22 protein-coding genes are annotated in these 22414 nt (G+C 70.6%); 9 read left to right on the plus strand and 13 right to left on the minus strand.

The annotated features are described in order from the left end of the window. The first annotated feature begins 157 nt into the window (after positions 1-157). A complete protein-coding gene (locus tag H976_RS0118565) occupies positions 158-580 on the plus strand; it encodes a MarR family winged helix-turn-helix transcriptional regulator (protein WP_027862763.1) in 423 nt (140 codons plus the stop codon). A gap of 15 nt (positions 581-595) precedes the next feature. Beyond that, positions 596-1888: an MFS transporter gene (locus tag H976_RS0118570; protein WP_081683019.1), complete on the plus strand. Its 1293-nt coding sequence runs from the start codon at positions 596-598 to the stop codon at positions 1886-1888. A gap of 9 nt (positions 1889-1897) precedes the next feature. On the opposite strand, the gene H976_RS0118575 is transcribed toward H976_RS0118570, so the two are convergent. Then, positions 1898-2599 (minus strand): RDD family protein, encoded by a 702-nt coding sequence (locus H976_RS0118575; RefSeq protein ID WP_081683020.1) that lies wholly within the window; start codon positions 2597-2599, stop codon positions 1898-1900. 360 nt (positions 2600-2959) lie between these two features. On the opposite strand from H976_RS0118575, the gene H976_RS0118580 reads away from it, so the two are divergent. After that, the gene (locus H976_RS0118580; protein ID WP_027862766.1) at positions 2960-3613 is read left to right on the plus strand and encodes a slipin family protein; all 654 of its coding nucleotides are present in this window, start codon (positions 2960-2962) and stop codon (positions 3611-3613) included. Between the two features lie 70 nt (positions 3614-3683). On the opposite strand, the gene hppD is transcribed toward H976_RS0118580, so the two are convergent. Then, complete coding sequence (gene hppD, locus H976_RS0118585) at positions 3684-4880, minus strand: 4-hydroxyphenylpyruvate dioxygenase (RefSeq protein WP_027862767.1); 1197 nt, start codon at positions 4878-4880, stop codon at positions 3684-3686. An 81-nt stretch (positions 4881-4961) separates the two neighbouring features. Here hppD and H976_RS0118590 point away from each other — a divergent pair, with 81 nt between their 5' ends. Together H976_RS0118590 and H976_RS0118595 are read left to right on the plus strand one after the other, a co-directional pair. Further along, on the plus strand, positions 4962-5438 hold the full coding sequence (locus tag H976_RS0118590) for an Lrp/AsnC family transcriptional regulator (protein WP_027862768.1): 477 nt from the start codon (positions 4962-4964) through the stop codon (positions 5436-5438). A 12-nt stretch (positions 5439-5450) separates the two neighbouring features. Next, positions 5451-6470 (plus strand): 1-aminocyclopropane-1-carboxylate deaminase, encoded by a 1020-nt coding sequence (locus tag H976_RS0118595; protein WP_027862769.1) that lies wholly within the window; start codon positions 5451-5453, stop codon positions 6468-6470. On the opposite strand, the gene H976_RS0118600 is transcribed toward H976_RS0118595, so the two are convergent. From H976_RS0118600 to H976_RS0118615, 4 genes are all read right to left on the minus strand, one after another. Next, a complete protein-coding gene (locus H976_RS0118600; RefSeq protein WP_231388988.1) occupies positions 6467-8152 on the minus strand; it encodes a DEAD/DEAH box helicase in 1686 nt (561 codons plus the stop codon). The two genes, H976_RS0118595 and H976_RS0118600, sit on opposite strands and share 4 nt — an antisense overlap. A gap of 114 nt (positions 8153-8266) precedes the next feature. Then, positions 8267-9238: a zinc metalloprotease gene (locus H976_RS27240; RefSeq protein ID WP_036227331.1), complete on the minus strand. Its 972-nt coding sequence runs from the start codon at positions 9236-9238 to the stop codon at positions 8267-8269. After that, positions 9235-9504: a DUF3039 domain-containing protein gene (locus tag H976_RS0118610; protein ID WP_027862771.1), complete on the minus strand. Its 270-nt coding sequence runs from the start codon at positions 9502-9504 to the stop codon at positions 9235-9237. The genes H976_RS27240 and H976_RS0118610 overlap by 4 nt, the downstream gene beginning before the upstream one ends. A gap of 110 nt (positions 9505-9614) precedes the next feature. Next, positions 9615-10160 (minus strand): hypothetical protein, encoded by a 546-nt coding sequence (locus H976_RS0118615; RefSeq protein ID WP_027862772.1) that lies wholly within the window; start codon positions 10158-10160, stop codon positions 9615-9617. A gap of 132 nt (positions 10161-10292) precedes the next feature. Between H976_RS0118615 and H976_RS0118620 the strand changes: the two genes are divergently transcribed. Then, positions 10293-10994 carry a TetR/AcrR family transcriptional regulator gene (locus H976_RS0118620; RefSeq protein ID WP_027862773.1) on the plus strand — a complete coding sequence of 234 codons (702 nt, stop codon included), beginning with the start codon at positions 10293-10295 and terminating at the stop codon, positions 10992-10994. A gap of 21 nt (positions 10995-11015) precedes the next feature. Here the strand turns inward: H976_RS0118620 and H976_RS0118625 are convergent, their stop codons facing one another. The 3 genes from H976_RS0118625 to H976_RS0118635 form a co-directional block, all read right to left on the minus strand. Further along, positions 11016-12044, minus strand: a complete 1029-nt coding sequence (locus H976_RS0118625) for a DUF3048 domain-containing protein (protein WP_081683021.1) — start codon at positions 12042-12044, stop codon at positions 11016-11018. A gap of 74 nt (positions 12045-12118) precedes the next feature. Further along, positions 12119-12877, minus strand: a complete 759-nt coding sequence (locus H976_RS0118630) for a glucose 1-dehydrogenase (protein WP_027862775.1) — start codon at positions 12875-12877, stop codon at positions 12119-12121. A gap of 48 nt (positions 12878-12925) precedes the next feature. Further along, positions 12926-13342: an HIT family protein gene (locus tag H976_RS0118635; RefSeq protein ID WP_027862776.1), complete on the minus strand. Its 417-nt coding sequence runs from the start codon at positions 13340-13342 to the stop codon at positions 12926-12928. Positions 13343-13465: 123 nt separating this feature from the next. On the opposite strand from H976_RS0118635, the gene H976_RS27245 reads away from it, so the two are divergent. Continuing rightward, positions 13466-14911: an MFS transporter gene (locus tag H976_RS27245; protein WP_036227334.1), complete on the plus strand. Its 1446-nt coding sequence runs from the start codon at positions 13466-13468 to the stop codon at positions 14909-14911. Positions 14912-14919: 8 nt separating this feature from the next. On the opposite strand, the gene H976_RS0118645 is transcribed toward H976_RS27245, so the two are convergent. Both H976_RS0118645 and H976_RS27250 read right to left on the minus strand, forming a co-directional pair. Continuing rightward, on the minus strand, positions 14920-15657 hold the full coding sequence (locus H976_RS0118645; RefSeq protein WP_081683022.1) for an excalibur calcium-binding domain-containing protein: 738 nt from the start codon (positions 15655-15657) through the stop codon (positions 14920-14922). A gap of 62 nt (positions 15658-15719) precedes the next feature. After that, entirely contained in the window at positions 15720-16706 is a 987-nt protein-coding gene (locus tag H976_RS27250; protein WP_231388983.1) for a DMT family transporter, read from the minus strand. A gap of 74 nt (positions 16707-16780) precedes the next feature. Here H976_RS27250 and H976_RS0118655 point away from each other — a divergent pair, with 74 nt between their 5' ends. After that, positions 16781-17701 carry a LysR family transcriptional regulator gene (locus H976_RS0118655; protein WP_231388984.1) on the plus strand — a complete coding sequence of 307 codons (921 nt, stop codon included), beginning with the start codon at positions 16781-16783 and terminating at the stop codon, positions 17699-17701. Between the two features lie 33 nt (positions 17702-17734). Here H976_RS0118655 and H976_RS0118660 read toward each other — a convergent pair whose 3' ends face one another. Both H976_RS0118660 and H976_RS0118665 read right to left on the minus strand, forming a co-directional pair. After that, on the minus strand, positions 17735-18094 hold the full coding sequence (locus H976_RS0118660; protein WP_027862779.1) for a nuclear transport factor 2 family protein: 360 nt from the start codon (positions 18092-18094) through the stop codon (positions 17735-17737). Positions 18095-18106: 12 nt separating this feature from the next. After that, positions 18107-19204, minus strand: a complete 1098-nt coding sequence (locus H976_RS0118665; RefSeq protein WP_231388985.1) for a class I SAM-dependent methyltransferase — start codon at positions 19202-19204, stop codon at positions 18107-18109. 107 nt (positions 19205-19311) lie between these two features. On the opposite strand from H976_RS0118665, the gene H976_RS0118670 reads away from it, so the two are divergent. Then, a complete protein-coding gene (locus H976_RS0118670) occupies positions 19312-22410 on the plus strand; it encodes an AAA family ATPase (protein ID WP_027862781.1) in 3099 nt (1032 codons plus the stop codon). The last annotated feature ends 4 nt before the right edge of the window (positions 22411-22414 follow it).

The raw sequence follows: 22414 nt of genomic DNA on the forward strand, positions 1-22414 counted from the left end.
CACGACGCACCTCCGCGACGACCCATCCACGCTCGTCCGGTATCCGCGGCGTGTCAACGAATCGCCCTCTTCTGCCAAGAGCTATCTGGACCAGTCCTGATACGACGTGGCCCCATCTGCTTCGACTTCCATAGGTTGCCTATGTAATATGGTGGACGTGAGCAACCAACGCGTTCGACAGCTGAGCAACGACCTCGTCGTCCTCAGTGCCCGGCTGGTGCGGGAGGTACGCCGCAACCATCACGACGTACCGACCGCGACCACCCGGCTGCTCAGCCTGCTCGACGAGCTCGGTCCGAGCACCGTCGGCGCGATGGCGCAGGCCGACCGGTGCAGCCAGCCGACCATGACGGGCCACGTCAACGCGCTCGTCGAGCGCGGATGGGTGCAGCGCACGCCGCATCCCGACGACGCCCGCTCCTCGGTGGTCTCGATGACGACCGCGGGTCGCCAGATGCTCATCTCGGTACGCCGCCGCAACGCCGCCCTCGTGGCCGAGCGGATCGACGCATCCGGACACACCGAGGAGGAGTTGGCCACCGCCGTGGCGGTGCTCACCGACGTCCTCCATCACGACTAGCAAGCAAAGGAAGTCATGCACAAGTCACCCCACCACGATGCTCGCTCCGCTCCCATCGAGGCAGGGACCCCGACCAAGCAACCACGGGCCGTCTGGGCCGTCGCCTTCGCGTGCGTCATCGCGTTCATGGGGATCGGCCTGGTCGACCCCATCCTGAAGTCGATCGCCGCCCAGCTCCAGGCGACACCCAGCCAGGTCTCGCTGATGTTCACCAGCTACATGGCCATCATGGGCGTCGCGATGCTGGTCACCGGCGTGGTCTCCAGCAGGATCGGCCCCAAGCGCACCCTGCTCTCCGGCCTGGTGCTGATCATCGTGTTCGCCGCCCTGGCCGGGTCGTCGAACTCGGTCGGCGCGATCGTCGGGTTCCGCGCCGGGTGGGGCCTGGGCAACGCCCTGTTCGTGGCGACCGCCCTGGCCACCATCGTGATGTCGGCCCGCGGCTCGACCCGCCAGGCGATCATCCTGTTCGAGGCGGCGCTGGGCATCGGCATCGCGTCCGGTCCGCTCATCGGCGGCGTGCTCGGTGAGCACTCCTGGCGGGCGCCGTTCTTCGGTGTCTCCTGCCTGATGATCATCGCGCTGGTCGCGACGACCTTCTTCCTGCCGAGCACTCCCCCGACGGGCCGGCGTACCTCTCTGGCCGACCCGTTCCGGGCGCTCAAGCACAAGCCGCTGCTCCTGCTCGCACTGACGGCGATCTTCTACAACATCGGGTTCTTCACGATCCTGGCCGCCGGACCGTTCGCACTACCCGAGTCCGGCATCATCGAGATCGGCTGGATCTACTTCGGCTGGGGTCTGCTCGTGGCCCTGGTCTCGGTGGTGGTCGCACCGATCGTCCAGCGCGCGATCGGCACCGTGCCGGCGATCATCGCGACGCTGGTGCTGTTCACCGCCGACCTCACCGTGATGGCGATCTGGGCCGACCACCCGACCGTCGTGACGATCGGCATCATCGCCTCCGGTGCGTTCATCGGGAACAACAACACCCTGATCACCGAGGCCGTGATGGGTGCCGCACCGGTCGAGCGTCCGGTCGCGTCCGCGGCGTACTCCTTCGTGCGGTTCTGCGGCGGCGCCATCGGTCCGTACGTCGCACTGAAGCTGTTCGGCGAGGCGCCCGACGTGCACGTGCACGCACCGTTCTGGTTCGGCGCCGCCAGCGTCTTCGTCGGCGTGCTGATCCTGGTCGCGGGAGCGCGCGTGGTCTCGCGGACCACCCGGCACGAGAGCGACACCGTGGACGATGCCGACAAGGGGGCCGAGAACGAGGCCGAGGCCGTGCTGGTGGGCGACCTCGACTGACCCGAGTGGTCAGGCGTTGCGCCGGGTCCGCACGACGTTCGTCCGGGCGAACTTGTCGTGCAGGGCCTGGCGGCGCTCGTCCCACAGGGGCCAGAGCCCGTCGACCCACGGGTAGAGGCCGGCGATCAGCCCGATGAACGGCACCAGGCTGAGCAGGTTGGGACCGAACTGGGAGACCCAGCGCCGCAGGATGGTGTCCCACGCCAGGGGGCCGGGCTGCTCGCGCAGCCGCACCCGCAGTCCGAGCATCAGCTTGCCGGGCGTCGCCGCGCGCCACCGCAGGAAGCCGACCTGGTAGATGAAGTTCAGCACGATCGAGACGAGGACGATCCCGATCAGCGGCAGCCAGATCTCGCCGTAGACGTCCATCTGGTTCGGTCGCGCCGACCCGGTCTCGGCCGCGTGGATGGTGTCGCGGAACAGATCGCCGTAGGCGTTGACGATCCTGGCCACGAACGGCGCGCCGACGATCGCGGCGACGAGGGAGACGATGACGGCGTCGATCAGGTAGGCGCCGAAACGGATCCCCCAGCCGGCGAGCGGCTCACCATCGGGGGTGCTGTGCTTCGACGACGGAGCTTGCGGGGGCACCGTCGGATTCACCGAAGGATGGGCGAGATCGGTCCACTGCTGTCCGTCCCACCAACGCACCCCGGGCGCATAGCCGGGCGGCGACTGCGGGTCGGCGTACCAGCCGGGTGGATGGGACATGTGGGAAGCGTCCCACACGCCCGGAGCGAAAACCGGTGGCCCTGCTGGCCCCTGCTCTCCTACCCTTCTCGCCGGGAGAGAAGTGGCCGGTGGGCAGTCACCACAGCCGGTTCCACGCGTCGCATCTCCCACCGCCACGAGGCACGGCAATGCGCCCGCACAGCGCCGGGGTTCGAGTCCCCTTCACACGGGTGGGCGGGCGGTGGCAGCAGCGTGGGGTCGCCCGTGGCCCGGCCGGTCCGTACGACGGTCGACGCCCCGCGAGCTCACGTGTCACCGCCCGTCCACTCGGTCATGCGACGGAACAACTTCACACAGCCATCCCGGACACGGTCGACACGAGACGAAAGGAGGTCAGCCATGTCCATCTACCGCACCCTGCACGTCAGCCTCGAGGAGCGAGTCCTCGAGTACGTCGACGGTGCCTTCACCCGTGAGCTGGGGCCGGGTCGTCACCGTCCGCGCTCGCGCAAGCGGACCGAGTACCGACCGGTCTGGATCGCGGAGCGCATCAGCACGCTCGCTCCGCAGGACGTGCTGACCTCCGAGGGCGTCACCCTGCGCATCACCGCGGCGATCCGCTGGGCGGTCGCCCAGCCGCGGCTGTTCGTCGAGGTGAGCCGCGAGCCGTTCGACATCGTCTACCTGGCCGTCCAGGTGGCGCTGCGTGAGGCGGTGGCCGGTTACGAGGTCACCGAGCTCGTCCGGCAGGCACGCGGTCCGGTGGGGCTCTCCCTCACCGAGGCAGCCGGCACTGCCGGGGCGCAGGTCGGTGTCGCCGTACGCGAGGTGGTGGTCAAGGACGTGATCCTGCCGCCCGAGCTGCGTGCGGCGTACGCCGAGCTGGCGACCGCCCGCACCCGCGGGCAGGCGAAGCTGGAGGCGGCCCGGGCCGAGACCGCGGCCCTGCGGTCACTGGCCAACGGCGCCAAGCTGCTCGACGAGCACCCCGCACTGGCCCGCCAGCGCCTGGTGGAGGCCCTGCCTCCCGGGGCGAGGGTGAAGCTCAGCTGACGGATAGTCCAGAACGAAAAGCCGCTGCATCTTCGCGATGCAGCGGCTTTTCGTACTGGACTATCGAGACTCAGAGATTCCCCCGGGCGTCCTGCTCGCGCTCGATGGCCTCGAACAGGGCCTTGAAGTTGCCCTTGCCGAAGCCGAGGGAGCCGTGGCGCTCGATCAGCTCGAAGAAGACCGTGGGGCGGTCGCCGAGCGGCTTGGTGAAGATCTGCAACAGGTAGCCGTCCTCGTCGCGGTCGACCAGGATGCCGCGCTTCTGCAGCTCCTCGATCGGGGCGCGCACGTTGCCGATGCGGGCACGGAGCTCGGGGTCCTCGTAGTAGGAGTCCGGCGTGTTGAGGAACTCCACGCCGTTGGCGCGCAGCGCGTCGACCGAGGCCAGGATGTCGTTGGTGGCGACGGCGAGGTGCTGGGCGCCGGCGCCGCGGTAGAAGTCGAGATACTCGTCGATCTGCGAGCGCTTCTTGGCGATGGCCGGCTCGTTGAGCGGGAACTTCACGCGGTGGTTGCCGCTCGCGACGACCTTGCTCATCAGCGCCGAGTAGTCGGTCGCGATGTCGTCGCCGATGAACTCCGCCATGTTGGTGAAGCCCATGACCTTGTTGTAGAACTCCACCCACTCGTCCATGTGGCCCAGCTCGACGTTGCCGACGATGTGGTCGAGGGCCTGGAAGAGTCGCTTGGGCTCGCCCTCGCGCTTGACCCAGGTCGACTCGGCAGCGACGTAGCCCGGCAGGTAGGGGCCGTCGTAGCGGGACCGGTCGACCAAGGTGTGCCGCGTCTCGCCGTACGTCGCGATGGCGGCGATCCGGATGGTGCCGTGCTCGTCGGTGATGTCCTCCGGCTCGCGTACGACGGTCGCACCGGCCGTGCGTGCCTGGGCGATGCACCGGTCGACGTCGGGGACCTCGAGGGCGATGTCGACGACGCCGTCACCGTGGCGACGGTGGTGGTCGGCCAGGTCGCTGTCGGGGTCGACGGCACCGTTGATCACGAACCGGATCGAGCCGGAGCGCAGCACGAACGACTTGTGGTCACGGTTGCCGTTCTCCGGACCGGAGTAGGCGACCAGCTCCATGCCCCAGGCCGACTGGTAGTAGTGCGCGGTCTGGGTGGCGTTGCCCACGACGAAGACGATCGCGTCCCATCCGGTCACCGGGAAGACGTCGCGCTCCTCGTCGTACTCTACGAGGCCGACCAGCTGCTTGAGCTGGTCGAGGGTCAGGTCGGCACGAATCTCTTCGGGAGTCAGGGAGGTCATGCGCCAAGGATCGCCATGGGAGACAATGTGTGCAACGCAGCGTCGACACACTGGACAACTTGCACACCCGGGAGCCCGATCATGGACCAGCTCGACCGCACCCTGCTCGAACTCTTCGCCGCCGAGCCACGCGTCGGCGTGCTCGAGGCCTCACGGCGCCTCGGGGTGGCGCGCGGCACCGTGCAGGCCCGGCTCGACCGGCTCCAGTCCAGCGGTGTCGTCTCGGGCTGGGGACCGCAGCTCGAGCCGGCGGCGCTGGACCACCCGGTGACGGCCTTCCTGACCCTCGAGATCCGCCAGGGGCCGGGTGGGATCGGCGGGCACGACGCCGTCGGCCGGCACCTGGCGACCATCCCCGAGCTCCTCGAGGCCTGCACCATCACCGGCCCCGGCGACATGTGGTGCCGGGTGGTCGCCCGCTCCAACACGGACCTGCAGCGCGTCATCGACCGCGTGCTCGGCCACGACGGCATCACCCGCTGCTCGACGGTGATCGCCCTGGAGACCCAGGTGCCCCACCGGGTGCTGCCGCTGCTCGGGTCGGTGGTCGCCGGGTGACAGGCTGACCCCATGAGGCTGCAGGAGTTCCCCCGACACCCACTGACGTTCGGCCCGAGCCCGGTCCACCCGCTCGAGCGGCTGACCGCCCACCTCGGTGGCGCTTCGGTGTGGGCCAAGCGCGAGGACGTCAGCTCGGGCCTGGCGTACGGCGGCAACAAGACCCGCAAGCTGGAGTACATCGTTCCCGACGCGCTGGCCAAGGGCGCCGACACCCTCGTCTCGATCGGCGGCTACCAGTCCAACCACACCCGCCAGGTCGCGGCCGTTGCCGCACACCTCGGCCTGAAGTGCCGGCTGGTGCAGGAGAAGTGGGTCGACTGGGACGACCCGGTCAACGACAAGGTCGGCAACATCCTGCTCTCGCGGATCATGGGCGCCGACGTACGGCTCGACCCGCACGGCTTCGACATCGGCATCCGCCAGTCGTGGGAGGAGGCGATCGCCGAGGTCGAGGCCTCCGGCGGCACGCCGTACCCCATCTCGGCCGGCGCCTCCGAGCACCCGCTCGGTGGACTCGGCTTCGCCAACTGGGCCTTCGAGGTCGCCGCACAGGAGGAGCAGCTCGGCGTCTTCTTCGACACCATCGTCGTCTGCACCGTCACCGGCTCGACCCATGCCGGGATGATCGCCGGGTTCGCCGCGCTGGAGGACCTGACCGGCCGACCGCGCCGGGTGCTCGGGATCGACGCGTCGGCGACCCTCGAGAAGACGCGCGACCAGGTGGGGCGGATCGCGCGCAACACCGCCGCACTCATCGAGCTCGGACGCGACCTGCGCGACGACGAGATCACCGTGCTGGAGGGATGGGCCGGTGACCTCTACGGCATCCCGGTCGAGTCGACGATCGAGGCGATCCGGCTGTCGGGTCGGCTGGAAGCGATGATCATCGACCCCGTCTACGAGGGGAAGTCGATGGCCGGGCTGGTGGACCTCGTCACCAGCGGCGAGATCGGCCGCGACTCGACGGTGCTCTACGCCCACCTCGGCGGTCAGCCCGCACTGAACGCCTACTCGGGCATCTTCGACTAGCCCCGGGTCGCCCACTCGCGCAGCAGGTCGATCCGCTTCGCGAGCTGGGCAGCAGTGGCGGCCGCGGCGGCCGGGCCGCCGCACTCCTTGCGCAGCGCGGCGTGGGTGACGCCGTGCGGCTGGCCGGTGCGGTGGTACCACGCCGCGACCAGTCCGTTGAGCTCGCGGCGCATCACGGCCAGCTGCTCGTGGGTGGTGGTCGGGCGGTCGGCGTCGGCCTCCGGCGCAGGAGTACGACGGGCCGCGCGCTCGCTCTGCCGGTGACGGAGCAGGTCGCGGACCTGGTCGGGCTCGAGCAGGCCGGGGATCCCGAGGAAGTCCATCTCCTCCTCCGACCCGACGTGCACCTCCCCCTCGTGGCCGAACTCGCCACCGTCGTACAGCACCCGGTCGAAGCGCGCCTCCGAGCCCATCGCCTCGAAGCTGCCGAGCTCCTCGTCGCTGGCCCCTTCGCCGGCCTGGGCTCGAGCAAGCAGGTCGTCCTCGGCGGCGAAGATGTCGTCCTCGTCGGTGATCTTCCGACCGAGCACGTGATCGCGCTCCACCTCCATCTCCGAGGCATGGGCCAGCAGCAGCGGCACCGACGGCACGAAGATCGACGCCGTCTCCCCGCGTTTGCGCGCACGCACGAAGCGGCCGATGGCCTGGGCGAAGAACAGCGGCGTCGACGTGGTCGTCGCGTAGACCCCGACAGCCAGCCGCGGGACGTCGACACCTTCGGAGACCATCCGCACGGCCACCATCCAGCGTGATCCGTCGTCGGTGAACGTCGCGATCTTCTTCGAGGCCGCCTTCTCGTCCGACAGCACGACCGTCGGCTTCTCCCCCGACACCTGGGCCAGCACCTGGGCGTAGGCGCGGGCGGACTCCTGGTCGGTGGCGATCACCAGGCCACCGGCGTCGGGGACGTGCCGGCGCACCTCCGAAAGGCGACGGTCCGCGGCCTCGAGCACCGAGGGGATCCAGGCGCCCTTCGGGTCCAGTGCGGTGCGCAGCGCGTGCGCGGTCATGTCCTTGGTCAGCGGTTCGCCCAGACGAGCCGCCACCTCGTCACCGGCTCGCGTGCGCCACTGCATCTGCCCGCTGTAGGCCATGAACAGCACCGGACGGACGACGTGGTCGGCCAGTGCGTGCGCGTAGCCGTAGGTGAAGTCGGGGACCGACCGCGGCACACCGTCACCATCGGGTGCGTAGGTCACGAACGGGATCGGGTTGATGTCGGAGCGGAACGGCGTGCCGGTCAGGGCGAGCCGCCGACGAGCGGGCTCGAACGCCTCCCGGACCGCCTCGCCCCAGCTCAGGGCGTCGCCGGCATGGTGCACCTCGTCGAGGATCACCAGGGTGTTGAACCGTTCGGTGCGGATCCGGTGCGCCAGCGGGTTGGCGGCCACGCCGGCGTACGTCATCGCGACACCGACGAACTCGCTGCTGCTGCGGCCCTTGGCCGAGTAGCTCGGGTCGAGCGGGATGCCGACCTTGGCGGCCGCCTCGGCCCACTGGGTCTTGAGGTGCTCGGTAGGCGCGACCACCGTGATCCGGTCGACCACCCGCCTCGAGAGCAGCTCGGAGGCGACCGAGAGGGCGAACGTCGTCTTGCCCGCGCCGGGGGTTGCGACCGCCAGGAAGTCGCGGGGGTTGTCCTCGAAGTACGCCGTCAACGCCGCTGTCTGCCACGCGCGCAGCCGCGTCGCCGTCCCCCAGGCCGCCCGGTCGGGGTACGCCGGCGGGAGGTCGAGAGCGGGTGGAGCGAGTTCGGTCTGCAGGGAGCGGGGCGGAGGAGGTCCGTCAGGCAAGCCCTACCGCCACTTCGCGAACGCTGCGTCGATGCGCTGGACCTGGCCGGGAGTGAACAGCATCATGCAGGCGTCGAGTGAGTAGTCCATGAAGTTGTGCACCGGGTCGTGGCCCGGGTCCGCCGGGCACGTGTCCCGCGAGACGTCGCACCCGAAGCTCGGCTCGGCCTCGGCCTGGGTGTCGGCCACCAGGTCGCCGCCACCGCCGCAGCCACCCTGGAAGGTGTGGTAGAGCCCGAGCCAGTGGCCGGTCTCGTGGATCACCGTGTCACCGAGGTTGTAGCCGCGGGCGGAGCCGCCACGCATGCCGGCCACGTTGACGCTGACGCTGTCCAGCTTGGGCGCAGCGGCGTACTGCCACGGGAACCGGGCCCAGCCGAGGATGGGCGTGCCCCTCGGACCGCCGCCGCTGATGTAGAGGTTCAGGGTGCGCGGACCGCCGCGGTGCAGCTTGCGCTTGGCCTGCACGTCGCGCTTGCCGAACAGGTAGGCGTGGTACCACGCGTCGTTCTTGGTGTAGTCGACATGCTTGAGGGCGAAGCGGTAGCGCAGCGGGGTGCTGTAGCCGCTCTGCACACCGGCCATCCCTCCGTTGAGGGTCGCGATCAGCTGGCGTACGCGGGTCCGGCCGGCAGGGTTCTTCTCGCCCCGGTGCTTGCCCTTGATGACGTGCACGTAGACCGGCAGGGTGATGCGGGCCGCCAGCGACGGACGCACCTCGCGGTTCACGACTGAACGCCGTGTCTCCGCAGCAGGGAGTGCGGCCAGGTCCTTGGCCGTGACCGCTGAGGTGTCGGCGTAGCGACGCCACTTCGGCGCCTCGGCCCGCGCCGTCGCCGCGGTGTTCTTCAGGCAGGGCACCCCGGTCACAGCCGCACCGCTGACCGCGGCCACCGAGGGACTCGAGACGGCAGCAGGCAGGCCGACGAGGGCCAGGGCCAGCACGGACAGTGCGGCACGCTGGAACAGCCTCACTCGGAATCCCCTTCACGCATGGTTTCCCAGATCTCCTTGCACTCAGGGCAGACCGGGAACTTCTGGGGGTCCCGGCTGGGGACCCACACCTTGCCACACAGCGCCACCACCGGCGTGCCGTTGACCATGGCCTCGGTCAGCTTGTCCTTGGGCACGTAGTGGGACAGACGTTCGTGGTCACCGTTGTCGGTGGTCTGGGTGCTCTCGTCGAGACGCGTGTCCTCCAGGACCCGGGTCCCGAACCCCGCTGACTGTTGGCTGCTCACCGGTGCATGGTAACTCCGCTGGACATGACGAACCCCAGGCCGGGGTGGGAGGGAGGGATGCGGAGGGAGGGCCGCATGCCCGTGGGCCTGGGGTTCGTCAGCTCGAGGGATCAGGCGGCCAGTACCGCCTTGATCCGGTCGACGAACGACTCGGTCGAGCGCGGCGCGACGGCCGGCTCGGGGTCGTCGGGCTGCAGCTCGGAGGAGAGTCCCTCGCGAGCCAGCGCCTCGACCCGTCGTCCGGCCGCGACCGCGGCCGGGCTCTGGGAACTGGCGAGTCCGGCGGCGGTGGCCAGCCGGACCCACTCCCGCTCGCGGGCCCGCTCCATGGCCTGTTCCATCTCGGGCGTCTGGGGCCACTGGGTGCACCGGTCGACGACGAGACGTACGCCGGGCAGCTGCTCGGCGGTGGTCCGCCAGGCCGCGGCGACGGCGGCTTCGAGGTCCATGGGCTCACGCACCAGGGCGCGTTCGATGTTGCCGGACAGTCGGGCGTGCCACTTCAGCAGCAGCGCACCGACCAGGTCGATCTCGTCGGTGAAGTTCTCGGTCACGCCGGGCACCTGCATCGGCAGGATCCCGTCGCGGTTGGCGTTCGCGGCGTCGACGACAGCGTGGAGGGTCTCCCCGCGACTGTGGAAGGCGGTCCAACTCATGGTCTGCACCTCTCGTGAATGGTTCACATACCGCTAGTACGTACTCAGAGTATGTAGTGGGTGGCCCCGACACCAACACCGGGCTGCGTGACGTGACCCACACCGGCGCCGCGCCCGCCCTAGAGTGGTGGGATGCCGAGGTCCCACGCCGAGAAGCTGCTCACCAGCCTCCCCAAGGTGCCCGGTGCCTCGCGTCGGCAGCAGTACTCCGCCTCCACCAAGCGCGCCCTGGTGGAGGTGGCCACGGCGCAGTTCAGCGAGCACGGGTACGGCGGCACCAGCCTCGATGCCATCGTGGCCGGTGCCCGCGTCACCAAGGGCGCGCTCTACCACCACTTCAGCGGCAAGCAGGGTGTCTTCGAGGCGGTCTTCGCGAGCGTGGAGGACGATGCCTCGAGGAAGATCAAGTCCGCCCTCAAGGGCGCGACCGACCCGTGGGAGAAGGCGCGGGCCGGCCTGCGCGAGTTCCTGGAGATCGTCCAGGATCCCGTCTACCAGCGGGTCGTGATCCAGGACGGGCCGGCGATCCTCGGCTACGAGAGGTTCCGCGAGCAGGAGGAGCGCTCCAGCTACGGCATCGTCCAGGACATCGTCGGCTCGGTGCTCGAGGCGTCGACCTACGAGCTCGACGACGCGATGAAGCAGACCTTCAGCCGGATCTTCTTCGGTGCCATGTCTGCCGCCGGCGAGAGCGTCTCCACCGCCGACGACCCGAAGCAGGCCGTCGTACGCATCGAGGCCGCGATCCTGTTCATCCTCGAGGGCATCCGCTCGCTCGCCGAGCAGGGCATCACGCTGACCGACCCCGTCGAGGCCGAGGCTGCGCAGGACTGAGCAGTCCCGGCCGACGATCGCCTACTTCTGGAAGGTGACCCTTCCGCCGTCCTTGTCGATCGGCACCAGCTCGATCCAGGTGTGTCCGGCCGGCACCTTCAGGGGGCCGGCAGCAGTGCTCAGGGTGACCGGGTGCTTGCGCGACTTCTTCGTCCAGGTGCCGCGCACCAGCTGGCCGTTGTGGAACAGCAGGGCCGGTCCCTTGCCGAAGTAGAGGGTCTCGGGGACCTTGTTGCCGGCCGGGTCGAGGTAGCCTGCGTCGCCCTCTCGCACCCGCAGGACGAGGACGTTGTCGGGCTTGAAGCGGTCTCCGTCGGCGGCGTTGCTGTTGGTGTTGACGTACTTGCCCCCCTCGAAGCTCCACGAGGTGGTCGAGGAACGGCTGAACGTCGCGTTGATCTTGGTCGCCTTGGCGACTCCCGTGAAGTCGGAGTCCTTGCCCCAGGGCAGGTAGCTGGCCGGGACGACCGCCTTCTTGTCCTTCAGGGACGCAGCCAGCTCCTTCATGTGCACCATCAGGTTGTGCGGCGCGATCCGGCTCGAGTCGCGGTAGTAGCCGGGGCCACCGCCGTCGTAGAAGGTGATGTCGTTGGCCTTCAGCCGGCGCAGGGTGGGCGGGGCGGCGCCGCTGGCGACGATGTCGGCGTGGGCGGGCTTGACGATGCCGATGTCGGAGGCGCGCATCGAACGCACCGGCCCGGCCGTCCCGGGCAGGCGCTGGTAGTAGAAGACCGCGAGGCGGGTGATGCCGCCCTCGACGAGTTCCTCGGTGACCAGGTCGGCCTTGCTGAGCCCGACCTGCGGACGGCTGGCCGAGCTGTTGTCGATCTTGGTGACCAGCACGGGACGCTGAGGCGTGGCCCCGGTCACGGGCTCACCCGTCAACGGCCAGAGCGCCGCCAGCTTGGTGCCACCGGAGACCGGCTGCGAGTCCGGCGTCCCGGAGCCCGACTTGTCGTCACCGCCTCCGCAGGCGGCGAGCGTCAGGCTCAGCGCGAACGCCGCAGCCACGGCGACGAGTCGAGTGGGTCGCGGGAAGGGTGACGACATGCGGCCAGCATGACAAAGCGGGCCCTGCGATTCCGGCAGGGCCCGCGCATGTTGACGAGTAATTCAGTGTGTTATCAGATCTTGGCGCCACCATCGACGTACAGCGTCTGACCCGTGATGTACGACGCCTCGTCACTGCACAGGAACGCAGCGGCAGCGGCGATGTCCTCGGGATGACCCACCCGCTTGACCGGGTTGGCCTCGGCGTTCATCTTGCGGAACTCCTCGACCTCCACCCCGAGCCGACGCGCAGTGTCGTCGGTCATCTCGGTCGCGATGAAGCCCGGCGCGATGGCGTTGACGTTCACGCCGAACTTGCCGAGCTCGAGGGCGAGGGTGCGGGTGAAGCCCTGGACGCCGGCCTTGGCAGCGGAGTAGTTGGCCTGGCCGCGGTTGCCGTTGGCCGAGACGCTCGAGAGTCCGAGGATCTTGCCGTACTTCTGGTCGACGAAGGTCTTCTGCACGGCCTTGCTCATCAGGAACGCACCCTTGAGGTGCACGCCCATCACCGAGTCCCAGTCGTCCTCGGAGAGCTTGAAGAGCAGGTTGTCGCGGGTGATGCCCGCGTTGTTGACCAGGATGTGCACGCCGCCGAGCTCTTCGAGGACTCGCGCGACGGCCGCATCGACCGAGGCTGCGTCGGAGACGTTGCAGCCCACGCCGATGGCGGGAGCGGTGCCGCCCAGCGCCTTGGCCGCGGCGACTGCTTGCTCCTCGTCGAGGTCCAGGACCGCCACGGCGGCGCCCTCCTCGGCGAAGCGCTTGGCGATGCCGGCCCCGATGCCTCGTGCTGCACCGGTGACGATGGCCACCCGTCCGTCGTAACGACCCATGTCGTCGTCCTCTCTGTGCTCTGGCTGTGTCGACCTACTGGCCGCCGGTCAATCTAACGCTGCGCTGATCCGCCCGGCCCAGGAGTCCCGATCGGCGGTGTCGGCGTACTTCGTGCGCGGCCAGAAGAACCCGCGCAACCCGTCGCCCTTGGTCCGCGGCACCACGTGGCAGTGCAGGTGCGGGACCGACTGCGACACGATGTTGTTCATGGCCACGAACGACCCCTGGGCCCCGAGCCCGGAGACCATGGCACTGGCGAGCCGCTGGGCCGCGGCCAGGAACGGGTCCCGCAACGCGGCCGGCAGGTCCGGCAACGTGACGACGTGCTCGCGCGGGACGAGCAGGGTGTGCCCCTTGAACAGCGGTCGGATGTCGAGGAAGGCGACGAACTCGTCGTCGCTCCACACGATGGCGGCGTCGGTCTCGCCCGCGGCGATCGCACAGAAGAGGCAGTCTGCACTCATGGCGGCACCCTAGACGCGCGCGGCCGGGTGCGGCGTACGTCACAGCAGAAGCGGTCGCGCCGCCAGGGTCGAGGCCATATCGTTGACGTACGCAACGATTTTCCCGGATCCGGAAGGACCCTCGTGAGCTCGAACCCGACCACCGAGACGCAGCCCCCTGCGTCGGCCCGGCTGACGGTCATCGTCCTGTGCTTCGGCGGCATGAGCGCCGCTCTGATGCAGACGCTGGTCATCCCGATCCAGACCGAGCTCCCGCGGCTGCTGCACACCTCCCCCGCCAACGCGTCCTGGGTCGTGACCGCCACCCTGCTCGGCGGCGCGGTGGCGATGCCCATCGCCGGTCGGCTGGCCGACATGTTCGGCAAGCAGCGGGTGCTGGTCGGCAGCTCGGCGCTGCTGGTCGTGGGCTCGCTGATCTGTGCGCTCTCCGACTCCCTGCTGCCGATGCTCAGTGGCCGGGTGCTGCAGGGCCTGGCCATGGGCTTCATCCCCGTCGGCATCTCACTGATGCGCGAGGTGACGCCACCGGCGATGACCAACACCGCGATCGCCTCGATGAGCGCCACCCTCGGTGTGGGCGGAGCCATCGGCCTGCCGCTGTCGGCCTGGGTCGCCGAGGACTTCAATTGGCACGCGCTGTTCTGGATGTCCGTGGGCCTGGCCGCGCTGATGGTGCTCAGCGTCGCGTTGCTGGTCCCGCACGTGCACGACGCGCACGGCGGTCGCTTCGACGTCGTCGGCGCAGTCGGGCTGGCGATCGGGCTGCTGGGCGTCCTGATCGCCATCTCCAAGGGCAACGAGTGGGGCTGGGACCAGGGCCGCACCGTCGGCCTGCTCGCGGGTGGCGTGGTCGTGCTGATGGCCTGGGCCGTCTACGAGCTGCGTACGACGGATCCGCTGTGCGACCTGCGGGTCACCGTGCAACGGCCGGTCCTGCTCACCAACCTCGCCGCCATCGCCGTCGGTTTCGGCATGATGGCGCAGGCGATCGTCGTCCCCCAGCTGCTGCAGATCCCGGAGGCCACCGGCTTCGGGCTCGGGCAGACCATGCTGCAGGCCGGGCTGTGGATGGCGCCGGGCGGCCTGATGATGCTCGTCTTCGCCCCGGTCTCCAGCCGGTTGATGACCCGGATCGGTCCCAAGCTGACCCTGATGATCGGTGCCGGCGTCCTCGGGCTCGGCTACCTCGTCGCGCGTGAGCTGATGGACGCCCCGTGGCAGCTGCTCCTCGCCTCCTGCGTGGCGTCGGCCGGTGTCGGGATCGGGTACGCCGCGATGCCGACGCTCATCCTCGACTCGGTGCCGATGACCGAGGCCGCGTCGGCGGTCGGCATCAACGGACTGATGCGCTCGATCGGCACCAGCGTGGCTGCCGCGGTGATGGCGGCGCTGCTCACCAGCTCGACCACGAAGATCGGTGCCTTCGAGCTGCCCACCCAAGGCGCCTTCCAGCTGTGCTTCGTCGTCGGCGCCGCCGCTGCGTTCGTCGGAGTCGCCATCGCTGCCACGATCCCGGTCGTCCGTCGCCGCGAGCAGGAGCGGCAGCCGGTCCCGGCCCGGGCCGCCTGAGCTCGCGCTCAGGGCGTGGTGCTCACCGGCTGGTGGCAGCTCGCGCAGGCCCAGTAGCGGCTGCCGTCGTCGGCGGTGCTCAGCTGGAAGTTGCGCAGGCCGTCCACGCAGGAGCAGCGCATGACGCGGACCGTCCAGGGCGGGTCGTAGCCGGCCAGGGCCCAGCCCTGCAGCTCGAGGTCGCTGGTGCTGTGGGCGAGGGCGTCGAGCACGTCGCGGGGGGACGCACCGTGTGCGGCGGCATGCTGCTCGAGCACGGTCATCCGCTCGCCGTACTTCACCATCCGGAGCGCTCGGGCCAGCTCGGTCACCGAACCGGTGACGGCGACCTTGACCAGGCTCAGCCGGCGCTGCACAGGGGCAACGGCGCCGACGGCCTGCTCGACGATCAGAGGAGCACCCACGCTCACGGTCTCGACCGGTGCCGGCGCCGCGACGCTCTGCTCCTCGGCGTCCTTGGTCGACGTGGTGTAGCGCGCCAGTCCGGCGGCGAACAGGACCCCCAGCAGGATCAGCGTCCACGTGCCCCCGGCATGCGGGGAGCTCGCCTCGCAGGCCTGGCCGTCACCGTCGCCGTCGAGGTGGTCGAGGTCGCTGGTGCGGCCGTCGAAGTAGGTCTGGGCGGCGGTCCGCGACCCGAGGTCCGAGCAGTTCACGTCGGCCGAGGCGGGCGAGGCCAACAGCACAGCTGCTGCGAACCACCCGGCCACCATGGCCAGCGCCACCCAACGTCGCGTCGTCCGCATCGTGCCCCCGGTCCTGAAGTGCGCTCGGAATCCCCATATCCCGTACGCCCGATTCAGTGTTTTTAGTCCCGGGAAGCACCGGTGAAAACCGCTCCGTCCGATTTGTCGGCAAGGTCCGTCTGGTGATCTACACCAGTTCGTCCCGGGTGTTGCAGAAGTGGGGCTGAGGTATTACTCGGCGCTACCTCGCGGCCTCCGGTCCGCTCGGCCCCGATCCCGGCGGTCACCACGAACCCGATGCCCAGGATCGCGAACACCCCCGGGACCTGGCCGAGCAGCACCAGCCCGATCACCAGGGCGATGGCCGGTTCGAGGCTCATCAGGGTGCCGAAGGCGGCGGTGTTCAGTCGGCGCAGCGCCAGCAGCTCGAGGGTGAACGGGACCACCGGCAGCAGGACCGCCAGGCCGAGCCCGATCAGCCACAGCTCCCGCGTCATCTGCCCGATGGCGTCCGGGCCGACGGCTAGCGACGCGACCACGGCTGCGACCGGCATCGAGACGGCCAGGCCGGTGACGCCGGCGACCTCGTCGCCGACCCGCTGGGTGAGCAGGATGTACGCCGCCCAGCAGGCCGCCGCACCCAGCGCGAGGGCGACACCGACGGGGTCCGCCGTACCGGCCCACGGCTCGGTCAGCAGGAGCACGCCGACCCCGGCGATCGGCGGCCAGACGAACCGGCCTGCGTGACCGCGAGCCACGGCGACCCCGAGCGGCCCGAGGAACTCCAGGGCGCTGGCCGTGCCGAGAGGCAGCCGCGCGACCGCCGCCATGAACAGCAGCGTCATGCCGGCGATGACGATGCCGAGGAGCACGCTGGCGACGAGACCCGAGCGGGTGAAGTCCGAACGCCGCGGGCGACCGATGGCGAGCATCAGCACGCCCGCCCAGACCAGCCGCAGCCAGGCCGCACCCTCGGCGCCGACCTGGTCGATCAGCCCGACCGATACCGCCAGTCCTACCTGGACGCAGAGCATCGAACCCATCGCCATCAGGGCGCCGGTGCGGGCTCGGCTGAGGGTGGGCATCGGGGTGGGTGTCGCGGTGGTCATGACTCCAGTGAAGTCGTCGAAACCGTTCGCGTCCACGTGAATTCAGCGGACGTACCGTTCGACATTCATGGACAATGCCCGGCGTGGACGTACGCCGGCTGCACCTGCTCCTCGAGCTCTCCCGGCTCGGCTCGATGCGAGCCGTGGCCGAGACCCACGGACTGACCACGTCGACCGTCTCCCAGCAGATCGCCGCCCTGGCGCGCGAGGTCGGGGCGGCACTGGTGGAACCCGACGGCCGTCGCGTCCGACTCACCCCGGCCGGCCATCGCCTCGCCGACCATGCCGTCACCATCCTGGCCGCCGTCGAAGCCGCACGACTCGACCTCGACCCGGAGGCCGAGCCGGCGGGCGTGCTCCGGGTCGGTGGCTTCGCGACGGCCATCCGGGCCTCGTTGCTGCCGGTGGTCGCCGCCCTCGGCGAGGAGCATCCCCGGGTGGAGATCGTGATCCACGAGTACGAGCCGCTCGAGGCCTTCGCCCTGCTGGCCGAGGACGACCTCGACGTCGCGCTGACCTATGACTACAACCTGGCTCCGGCCTCCCCCGGTCCGACGCTGGTGGCCCGGACGCTGTGGAGCACGCCGTGGGGGCTCGGCGTGCCGTCCGACGAAGCACCTGAAGGTGACGACCCGGCCGACCTCGCCATCTGGGGTGAGCGACCGTGGATCGTGAACTCCCGCAACACCGCAGACATCGACGCCGTGCGCACGCTGGCGTCGATGCATGGGTTCCAGCCCCACATCAGCCACCAGATCGACAGCCTCGACCTGGTGGAGGACCTGATCGTCGCCGGTCATGGCGTCGGCCTGCTGCCGCTCGCCCGGCCGACCGGTGATGGGGTGCGGGTGCTGCCCCTGGCCGATCCGGCGGTCGTGATGACGGCGTACGCCGTGACGCGGCTCGGGCGCGAGGACTGGCCGCCCCTGCGCGTCCTCCTCGATCGCCTGACGAGTGCCGGGGTCGCGGTCCGTCTCTACGCGGACATGGACTGACCACCGCTCCCGAGAGCGGTCGTCGTCGTGAGGTCAGTCCCAGACCTGGACGCCGGTCTGGCTGACGATGAGGCCGTCGTGCACGGTGGCCACGGTCGTGCAGACCACCCGTCCGCCGTCGGGGTAACGGCAGTGCTGGGTGAACGCCAGGCCGGTGGCGGTGCTCACCGCGTCCCGGACCTGGTGGTCGATGTTGCGGCCGCAGATGTCGCGGTAGTAGTCGCCGATCTGGTCGCGACCGGTGAGCACCTGCGGGCTGGACGGCGGGTGGTCCCGGTCGAGCAGCGTCAGGGTGGCGTCGGCGGCGTACCGGGCGGTGATGCTCTCCGCGTCCCGCGCCTCGATGGCACGGGCCAGTGCGGCGACGTCGGTGGCGGTGTGGGTGGTGGACATGGCAGTTCTCCTTCAGGGACGGGCTTCGAGGATGAGGTTGACGGGTGAGGTGGTGGCGACCCGGACGCGGCCGAAGCCGGAGTCACGGAGCAGTGAGGTCAGCACGGTGGGGCCGGCCTGCGCGCCGAGGGCGCGTTGGCCGGGCTGGGCCAGCGATGACGGCGTGCAGACCAGGGTCGAGGCGCCGTAGAACACGCGTCCGACCGGGTGCAGGTTGTCCTCGACGTGGTCGCCCGCCATCGGTTCGACGACCATGAACGTGCCGTCGTCGGAGAGCGCCCGGCGGGCGGCGCGGGCAGCACCATCGGGGTCGCCCATGTCGTGCAGGCAGTCGAACATGGTGACGAGGTCGGCGTGGCCGGCGGGCAGCTCGCCCGCGTCGGCGACCTCGAAGCTGATCCGGTCGGACACCCCTGCCTCCTCGGCGCGACGACGGGCCACGACGATCGACGCCTCGTGATAGTCGATCCCGACGAAGCGGGAGGCGGGGAAGGCCTGCGCCATCAGGACGGTCGAGACCCCGTGGCCGCACCCGACGTCGACGACCTCGGCGCCAGACTCGAGCTTGGGCACCACGCCGTGGAGAGCGGGCAGCCACTCGGCGACGAGGTTGGCCACGTAGCCGGGGCGGAAGAACCGCTCGGTGCCGGTGAACAGGTCGCCGTCGTGCTCGTGCCACCCGAAGCCGTTGCCGGTGCGGAACCGCTGCTCGAGCTCGGGCACGTCGCGGAGCACGCCGAGCGCCAGCTCCATGCTGCCGACGAAGAAGGCAGGGCTGTCGGGATCGGCCAGCGTCGCCTCCTGCTCCGGGGTCATCGACCACGTCTGCGTCGCGGCGTCGTACTCCACGTAGCCGCCGGCAGCCTGGTTGGCCAGCCAGGGCGCCAGATAGACGGCCGAGGTGCCGGTACGACGGGCCAGCGCGTCGGTGCTCACCGGGTCCCCGCCCCGCATGGCGGCGTAGAGACCGAGGCGGTCGCCGATGACGACGAGGCCGGCGCTGAGCGTCGCGCCGACGTCCCCGATGACCCCGCCCAGGAATGCGTCGAGCCGGTCGGGATCGACGTCGCGGGACGTCGTCGGCCCGTGGGTGGACATGGTGTCGGTCATGGTGCTTCTCCTTCGTTCGGTGGTGGTCGCACCAGGCTCCGCAGCCCCCGTCGGCCCTGCGTCAAAGCAGCGTCAACGCCCGTTGACCCGGGTCTACGCTGAGTTCCATGCTTCGGCTGCGGGTCCTCGGCCGGATGGAGGCGGAGCTCGACGGCGACGCGGTGGCGATGCCGACGAGCGAGCGGGCCCGCGCCCTGGTCGGCTGGCTGGCGCTGAACCCGGGCCTGCACGACCGCAGCGTGGCGGCCTCGCAGCTGTGGCCAGACGCAGCGCCTGATCGGGCCCGCGCCAACCTCCGGACCGCCGTGTGGTCGGTCCACCGGGCCTGGGGGGCCGCTGCCCCGTGGCTGGAGTCGACCCGGTCGCGGATCGGGCTCGCGGACGGCGCCTGGATCGACGCGGACGAGGACGCGGACGAGGACGCCGAGCTGTTGCCCGGCTTCGAGGACGACTGGGTCCGCGAGGCCCGCGAGCAGCACCGGGAGGCCGTCGTACGACGACTGGTGGAGCGGGCCGAGTCCGCCGAGCGAGAAGGCGAGGTGGCGACGGCGGTCCGGATCTCCCACCAGGTCTGCCGGCAGGCGCCGTACGACGAAGGAGCACATCGGGCCCTCCTGCGGAGGCTGCTCCTCGCCGGCGACCGAGCCACCGCGGTGGTGGCCTCCCGTGAGTTCAGCGAGCGTCTTCGCACCGATCTCGGGGTGCGTCCCTCTCCCCCGACCCGGGCCGTCCAGGCGGAGGCGCGGGCCGGCCGGTGGGGCGCGGTGCAGCCGCGCCTGTTCGGGCGTGCCGACGAGGTGACGACCCTCGCGTCGACGTGGAGATCGGCGGCCCGCGGGACCGGGCAGGTCGTGCTCATCTCGGGCGAGGCCGGCATCGGCAAGTCGAGCCTGGTCGGCGAGCTCCTCCGCCGCGTGGAGGCGACCGGCGGTCGCAGCAGCGTCGCGGTCGGGGTCGACGTCGCCGGGCAGACGCCGTTCGGTGCCTGGCTGGAACTGTGCCACGGACTCGTCGAGACCGCCGCGCCGGTGGCCGCGACCGCCACGTGGCCCCTCGAGCTGAACCGGCTCTCCGGCGAGCTCGGGGCGACTCTTGGACACCCGGGTTCGCCGTCGACCGTGACCGCACCCGAGCTGGAACGACTGAGGGTCTTCGAGTCGGTGCTGAGGCTCGTCGAGTGGTCCTGCGCCGACCGCCCGATCATGCTCGTCCTCGACGACGCCCACCGCGCCGACCGGGCCAGCCTGCGTCTGACCGGGCACATCGGTCGTCGCATCGCTCGGTTGCCCCTGTTGCTCGTGCTCACCCAGCGGCACGGCGTACCCAGTCCGGAGCTCGACGCGATGCTCGCTGACCTCTCTAGACGCGGCGTGCCCGTCACGCATCTCCGCCTCGCGCCGATCGACGACCGAGCCGTCGCCGCCATAGCCACCTCACTGCACCACCTCGACCAGGCTGCAGTCGAGAAGGTGGTCGCGTCGTCCGAAGGAAATCCCTTGCTGGCGGTCGAGTCGGCTCGAGCGGTGGCCGCGGGAGAGGCGGGTCCGCCGGCCAACCTGCGCCTGGCGGTCAGGGCATCGACCGGGCGCCTGTCACAGGTGGCGACCGACCTGGTCCACGCGCTGGCCGTGGCCGCCCGGCCGCTCACCCCGGCCGAGCTCGAGCGCCTCGACATCGCCGGGATCGACACGGCTGAGGACGCAGCGACGGCGGAGGGTCTGCTCGCACGACGCAGCGGCCGACTCGGCTTCCGGCACGACCTGCTCCGCGAGGCGGTGTACACAGAGGTCCGCAACGTCGCCCGCTGGCACGACCGGCTCGTCTCGGTGGTCGACCCGGACCAGCACGCCGACGTGGCCCGGCATCTCGAGGCGGCGGGCCGGGAGCGTGAGGCGGCACAGGCACTGGCGGCCGCGGCCAAGGACGCCCGGGCGATGGGTGCGCTGGAGGCCGCCGTGGAGTTCCTGACACGTGCCACGGCGCTCGACGCCGACGACGGGCAGCTCTGGCTCGACCTGGAGGAGGTCTGCGCCTGGGTCGGGCGGCCTGCCGAGACCGAGGCCGCCTGGGAGCGAGCGCTCGCCCTGCTGCCCGAGCACGAGCTGGCGTCCGCCTGGTCTCGTCGCGGGCGACAGTTCCGCTCCGTGCTCTGCCGCCCCGAGGCCGCCAGGCGCGCCTACGGCACCGCCGAGAGCCTGTTGCCTGACGACGCATCCCCGAGCCTGCGGGTCGAGTGCCTGCTCGGCCTCGCCTGGAGCGATGCGGTCGCCGGCGAGGGCCGGCTCTACGAGGAGCTGCTCCGGTCGGCCGAGGGCCTGCTGGACGGCACCCCGGACGCGATCACCGGCTCCGACATCGTCGAGACCCGCATGCAGGGACTGATCCGGCAGGGCCGGTTCGCCGACGCGGTGGAGGTCGCGTTGGCCGCGGCGCCGCAGGCCGTCTCGGCCCGACTCCCCGACCGGGCCTACGCGATCCTGACCCATGCTGCCTGCGTCCGCACCCTGCTCGGTGACCTCGAGGGCGCACTCGAGCTGGCGGACCGGGCGGTGACGGCGACGCAGTCGGTTCCGTCGATCCTGCAGGGCAGCCTGGCGACCCGCGCGCACGTCCTGGCCAGGCTGGGACGGTACGACGAGGCGGCCGAGACCGTCGAGCAGATGCAGCACCTGGCCGAGCGGCTCGAGTCGACTGAGCTGGCCGCGACCGCGGCGCACGACGCAGGACTCGTGGCTCTCGCCGCCGGGAGATACGCCGACGCGGCCGGCCTGCTCGCCCAGGCGCTGGAGCACCGTGCGCCGGTGAGCCGACCCGGGGCAGCGCTGCGGCTGGCCGAGGCACTGGCCCTCTCGGGTGACGCCGATGCTGCCGCCGCCGCCCTGCGTCAAGCGGTCCTCGAACCGGTGGGCCGCGCCGACCAACCATGGTCCCTGGTGCCGCGGGTCGCCTTCGTGCAGGCCTTGATCGGCCTGGTCAGGGGCGACCTGGCGGAGGTCGAGCGCCGACTGGAGGAGTCGGTCGAGGCCTGGCACCGGGTGCTCGGGTCGAAGACTTCGACCCAGGCGTCGACGGCCGATGGTTACCTGGCCAATCTCGTCGACCTCGGCCGGCCACCGGTGGTCGGGCTGGTGGAGCCGGCCCGCGAGCTGGCCCGCATCGACGAGGTGCGCCGTACTCTTCCCGCCCCGACCGTCCCCCCGAGGTGACGCC

The organism is Marmoricola sp. URHB0036 (assembly GCF_000426045.1).
Lineage (GTDB): Bacteria > Actinomycetota > Actinomycetes > Propionibacteriales > Nocardioidaceae > Marmoricola.